This is a genomic window from Ensifer sp. SSB1, assembly GCF_016652895.1.
In the GTDB taxonomy this organism is placed as follows: domain Bacteria; phylum Pseudomonadota; class Alphaproteobacteria; order Rhizobiales; family Rhizobiaceae; genus Ensifer.
In genome coordinates this window covers 1-5392 of sequence record NZ_JAEPRP010000288.1, presented here as the reverse complement: position 1 = coordinate 5392, position 5392 = coordinate 1, and the positions used below count along the sequence as shown (strand labels likewise).

Here is a 5392-nt window from a genome sequence, read left to right as displayed (position 1 = left end):
CCTCACAGTAGGCACCGCTCGCCTGTTCATATTCAAGCGACCGCAGACCGGCGACGGCAGCCTCGCGCGTGCCAAAATAGCGCAAGCTGTCCTGATCTTCCGGGCGGAGGCTGTCGTAATAGTCGATGAAGTTCTTGTAATAGGCCTGGTGATCCCCGGCATCGAGAAACTTGCCGAAGGCCTGATATTCACGCAATGCCAGCTGCGGAGACAGGCGATTGTTCCACTCGTCGCGGCTGAGTTGCGGCTGCCCGTCCGAAGCCTTCTTCGTCTGGCTGAGATAAAGCAATGCGTCGGCGGAGAGGGAGATGCGCGGAGTGGGATCGAAGAAGCTCGCTGCGAGCGCCTGTGCGGCCTGCTCGTCCTTGCTTGGAGAATTCGTCTGCCCGGCGCTGCGCCCTGCAAGATTATTCAGCCCGTCGCCCGATGCTGCGGCCGTCAGCCTGTTCGCGATCTGCATTTGCCGTCTCCGTCTATCTCACGATCCGGCAGCAACACCCTGGTCGTGCAAGAGCGACGACTCGCGGGCGGAACCTATCGTGCAGCGGAGACGTATGGCGCGAAGCTTGCGCGAGGCTGGATACGGTTAAGGATTTCTTAAAGGACGCTCGCCGGTGGCCACATCAAAGAAAAGACGCGAGCTGCTGCACGATCGGAAGGTAAGGCGCGTCGAACAGATCCTCGCGGTCGAAGCGACTTCCCGTTCGATTGACCCTGACGATCCGGCAGTGGGTCTCGCTCATCATGATCGGCACCACCAAGGTTCCGCCGGAAACGAGATGATCGGAAAACATGCGCGGCAGGCTGTTGAAGGCAGCGGTGATCAGGATGCGGTCGAAAGTGCCCTCACCCGGGACACCGGCACTGCCATCGGCATGGCGGACAATGACATTGCGAACGCCTGATTTCTCAAGGTTTTTCTGCGCCGTACCGACGAGCGTCTGGTAGCGATCAATCGTCAGGACTCGTTCGGCCACCCGCCCCATCACCGCAGCGGTAAAGCCGCTGCCGGTGCCGACCTCGAGAACCCGCTGACCTGTTTTCAGGTTCAGACAGTGGAGCAGCCGCACTGCAAAATCGTAGCCTTCCATGAAGGAACCGCAATCGAGCGGAATCGTCCGCTGCGAATAGGCCTCGGCCTGATATTGCGGCGGTGCGAACTGGCCACGCGAGGTCTGCTCGACCGCCTTGAGCAGGTCATGATTGGTAATGCCTGCGGCGCGCAGCCGCAGCACCATCTTGGCAAAACCTTCCTGTTCCGAAACGCGCACGCTCAATCAATGAGCCCCTTCGTTCAAAGCCCGCATCAGGCGGTCCTGGACGCTATAGTCCGTCAGGTCGAGCTTGAGGGGCGTCACCGAGATGTAATTTTCGCGCAGAGCATGAATGTCGGTTCCGGCACGGAAATCACCGAAACGCTCACCGAAGCGCAGCCAGAAGTAGGGAAAGCCGCGGCCATCCGTACGCTCGTCGATCGACAGGCCGAAATCGAGCTTGCCTTGTGACGTCACCTCTATCCCGGCAACCGTGTCGGCTGAGCAGTTCGGGAAATTGACGTTGAGAAGGGTGCCGTCGGGCAGCTCCACCGCCATCAGCTTGCGGATCAGGCTCGGCGCATGCGTCTCCACCACATCCCAAGGCACGGCCTTGCCGACGGCGTGATGATAAGCCTGGCTGAGCGCAATGGAGCGAATGCCCTGCAACGTGCCCTCGATGGCGCCCGCCACCGTACCTGAGTAGGTCACGTCATCGGCCATGTTGGCGCCGATGTTGACGCCCGAAAGCACGAGATCAGGCTTGCGATCCAGCACCTTGCGCACCGCCATGATAACGCAATCGGTCGGCGTACCCCTGAGCGCAAAGCGCTTCTCGGCGATCTGGCGAAGCCGCAAGGGCTCCGACAGCGTCAGAGAATGCGCCAGACCGCTCTGGTCCGCCTCGGGTGCCACGACCCAGACATCGTCCGAAATCGTCCGGGCGACCCTTTCGAGGACCGCCAGACCTTCAGCATGAATACCGTCATCGTTTGTCAGCAGGATCCGCATGGGTGCTGTCCTTCCCTTTGACGTTCGTTCAGACGGCCTTTTCGATGCGCGTCTGGCCGCCCATGTAGGGAACCAGCACATCCGGCACCGACACCGATCCGTCGTCGTTCAGATAGTTTTCAATGACGGCGATCAGCGCACGGCCGACGGCGACGCCGGAACCGTTCAGCGAATGAACGAAGCGCGTGCCTTTGTCTTCCTTGGTGCGGTAGCGCGCATTCATCCGGCGCGCCTGGAAATCACCGCAGACGGAGCAGGACGAGATCTCGCGATAGGTATCCTGCCCCGGCAGCCAGACTTCGAGATCGTAGGTCTTGCGCGCACCGAAGCCCATGTCGCCGGTGCAGAGCGTCATCACCCGGTAATGCAGGCCAAGGCGCTTGAGCACCTCTTCGGCACAAGCCGTCATGCGCTCGTGTTCGTCGACCGAGGTTTCGGCATCGGTGATCGAAACCAGTTCGACCTTGTTGAACTGGTGCTGGCGCAGCATGCCGCGGGTGTCGCGACCGGCCGAACCGGCCTCCGAGCGGAAGGAGGGCGTCAATGCGGTGAAGCGCAATGGCAGTTTTTCGCCTTCGAGGATCTGTTCGCGAACGATGTTGGTGAGCGGCACTTCCGCCGTCGGGATCAGCCAGCGGCCGTCCGTCGTGCGGAACAGGTCTTCGGCAAATTTGGGCAGTTGTCCGGTACCGTACATCGCATCATCGCGCACCAGCAGCGGCGGCTGCACTTCGGTGTAGCCGTGTTCCTGCGTGTGCAGGTCGAGCATGAACTGGCCGAGCGCGCGCTCGAGCCGCGCCAATTGCCCCTTGAGGATCGTGAAGCGCGAGCCAGAAATGCGGGCAGCGCCCTCGAAATCCATGAGGCCGAGCGCCTCGCCGATTTCGAAATGCTCGCGCGGCTGGTGGTTCCACGTGGGCTTGTTGCCTACCACGCGCTTGACGACGTTGCCGGTCTCATCCTCGCCGACCGGAACATCCTCGAGCGGGATGTTCGGAATCCGGGAGAGCGCATCGTTGAGCTCGGCTTCCACCTTGCGGCTGTCTTCCTCAAGGGCCGGCATGGCGTTCTTGAGTTCGGCGACCTCAGCCTTCAGCTTTTCGGCAAGCTCGGCGTTCTTCTGTGCCATGGCCGCGCCGATATCCTTCGAGGCGGCATTGCGGCGCGACTGCATGTCCTGCAGCGACTGCAGGATCGTGCGGCGGCGCTCGTCGAGGGCGATCAGCGACGCCGACAAAGCCTCCGCGCCCCGCTTCGCCAGGGCGGCGTCCAGCATCTCGGCATTTTCACGGATCCATTTGATATCAAGCATTGTCGTTCCACGCGTTGGTCAACTCACGGCGCGAAATTTCGAATGCTCAGCCCTTGGCGGGGCCGACCTCTCCGGAAGATCCTTCCTGCGACTCGGCAGTCTCGCTCTTGAGCGCGTCCGCTGCCCGCTGTCTTTCGACGAGTCGCGCCGTATAGATCGAAATTTCGTAGAGAAGGATGGCGGGCAGTGCAAGGCCGATCTGGGAAACCGGATCGGGCGGCGTCAGCACGGCGGCCACGATGAAGGCGATCACGATCGCGTACTTGCGCTTTTCCGCCAGACCCTGCGAAGTCACGAAGCCGACACGGGCCAGAAGCGTGGTGATTACCGGCAGCTGGAAAACCAGGCCGAAGGCAAAGACCAGCGACATGATCAGGCTCAGATATTCCGAGACCTTCGGCAGCAACTGGATGGCCACCTGGCCCTCACCGCCGCCCTGTTCCATCGCCAGGAAGAACCACATCACCATCGGCGTGAAGAAGAAGTAGACCAGGGCGCCGCCGAGCAGAAAGAGAAGCGGCGATGCAATGAGAAACGGCAGGAATGCGGCCCGCTCGTTCTTGTAGAGACCCGGAGCCACGAATTTGTAGATCTGCGCTGCAATCACGGGAAACGCGATCACTAGCGCGCCGAACATCGCAACCTTGATCTGCGTGAAGAAGAATTCCTGCGGAGCCGTATAGATCAGCTCGACATTGCGATGGTTGAGCCCAGCCCAGCCCACTGCCCATTTGAACGGCAGAACCAGGAGGTTGAAAAGGCCCTTGGCAAAGTAGAAGCAGACGAGGAACGCAATGAAGAACGCGCCAATGGCCCACATCAGGCGCTTGCGCAATTCGATCAGATGCTCGATCAGCGGCTGCGGCCGGTCCTCGATATCGCCGCTCATGCTTCACCTTTCTTGCGCGTGCTGGCGCGCGGCTTGGACGTCTTGGCAGCGGGCTCCGCTGGAGCGGGCTTCGACGACTTCTTCTCGGCCACCGCCTTTGCGGGCGCCTTTGCCGGAGGTTTGGGTGCGGCAGCCTTGGGCGCTGCGGTCTTCTTTGCGACCGGTGCCGGATCGGCCTTTGCCCTCGGCGCCCGCTTGGGCTTTTCGGCTGGGGCGGCAACCTCGGCGCGTTCCAGCTGGCGCGTGGCCGAGCCTACGGCCGCAACTGCAACCGGGTCTGCGGGTTTCGTTTCCGCCGCAGCCACCGGAGCGACCGCGATCGGCTCCGCAGTCGCGGGCTCGGCGGTATCGGTTGTGGCGGGCTTGTCGGGCGTTGCAGCCTTCTGCAGGTCCGATTTGATATCATTGCCCATCTGGCGAAGCGGATTGATCGCATCCCTGAGCGCATTGGCCGGGTTGAGACTTTGCGCATCGCTGATGGTCTTGCGGACCTCGTCGAGGTCCGCTTCGCGCAGCGCTTCGTCGAACTGCTGACGGAACTCCGAGGCCATGCCTCGCATCTTCGCCGTCATGCGGCCAAAAGCCCGCAGCATAGGCGGAAGATCCTTCGGCCCGACAACGACGATCAAAACGATGGCGATGACGACAAGCTCGGTCCAGCCGATATCAAGCATTCGAAATGTCCTGCAAACCCATGAAGGAACTGGTCCGGTACCGATACCGGACCGGTTCCATCGACGCCAGACCGTTAGCGAACTTCGTCAGACTTGTGGTCAACGGTCTTGCTGTCGAGCGTCTTGTCGGTCGCGCCTGCTTCCTCGTCGCTCATGCCCTTCTTGAAGTTCTTGATGCCCTTCGCAACATCGCCCATCAGTTCGGGAATCTTGCCACGACCGAACAAGAGCAGCACCACGACCAACACGATCAGCCAGTGCCAAATGCTAAAGGAACCCATGCTCTTACTCCTCTGAGCCTACCCCGATATAGGCTCTATCACATGTCAATTTTCAGGCGTGCGCTAATCACGCCCTTCGTTGCGACAGAACCTAAGATGCAGAACCATCTTTTTCAAACAGTAATATATCCCGCTCGTTAACTGAAAGCATTACATCGCGCAATCCTTGCGGCAATTGGTCCGCGCGGATA

7 protein-coding genes are annotated in these 5392 nt (G+C 60.9%); all 7 read right to left on the bottom strand.

Features of this window, described 5'->3' with window-relative positions:
• Nucleotides 1-460: biotin biosynthesis protein BioC (locus I8N66_RS35865; RefSeq protein ID WP_291164853.1), on the bottom strand; the 460-nt coding region annotated here is incomplete at its 3' end.
• Between the two features lie 163 nt (nt 461-623).
• A complete protein-coding gene (locus tag I8N66_RS35860) occupies nt 624-1277 on the bottom strand; it encodes a protein-L-isoaspartate(D-aspartate) O-methyltransferase (protein WP_291164850.1) in 654 nt (217 codons plus the stop codon).
• Nucleotides 1278-2045 (bottom strand): 5'/3'-nucleotidase SurE, encoded by a 768-nt coding sequence (gene surE, locus I8N66_RS35855; protein WP_113537619.1) that lies wholly within the window; start codon nt 2043-2045, stop codon nt 1278-1280. It abuts the gene before it with no gap.
• A 28-nt stretch (nt 2046-2073) separates the two neighbouring features.
• Nucleotides 2074-3357 carry a serine--tRNA ligase gene (gene serS / locus I8N66_RS35850; protein WP_291164845.1) on the bottom strand — a complete coding sequence of 428 codons (1284 nt, stop codon included), beginning with the start codon at nt 3355-3357 and terminating at the stop codon, nt 2074-2076.
• A 46-nt stretch (nt 3358-3403) separates the two neighbouring features.
• The gene (tatC, locus tag I8N66_RS35845) at nt 3404-4246 is read right to left on the bottom strand and encodes a twin-arginine translocase subunit TatC (RefSeq protein WP_113537621.1); all 843 of its coding nucleotides are present in this window, start codon (nt 4244-4246) and stop codon (nt 3404-3406) included.
• Nucleotides 4243-4920, bottom strand: a complete 678-nt coding sequence (gene tatB, locus I8N66_RS35840) for a Sec-independent protein translocase protein TatB (protein ID WP_291164841.1) — start codon at nt 4918-4920, stop codon at nt 4243-4245. Before tatB ends, tatC begins: the two co-directional genes overlap by 4 nt.
• 74 nt (nt 4921-4994) lie before the next feature.
• Complete coding sequence (locus tag I8N66_RS35835) at nt 4995-5201, bottom strand: twin-arginine translocase TatA/TatE family subunit (protein WP_113537623.1); 207 nt, start codon at nt 5199-5201, stop codon at nt 4995-4997.
• Nucleotides 5202-5392 lie beyond the last annotated feature (191 nt).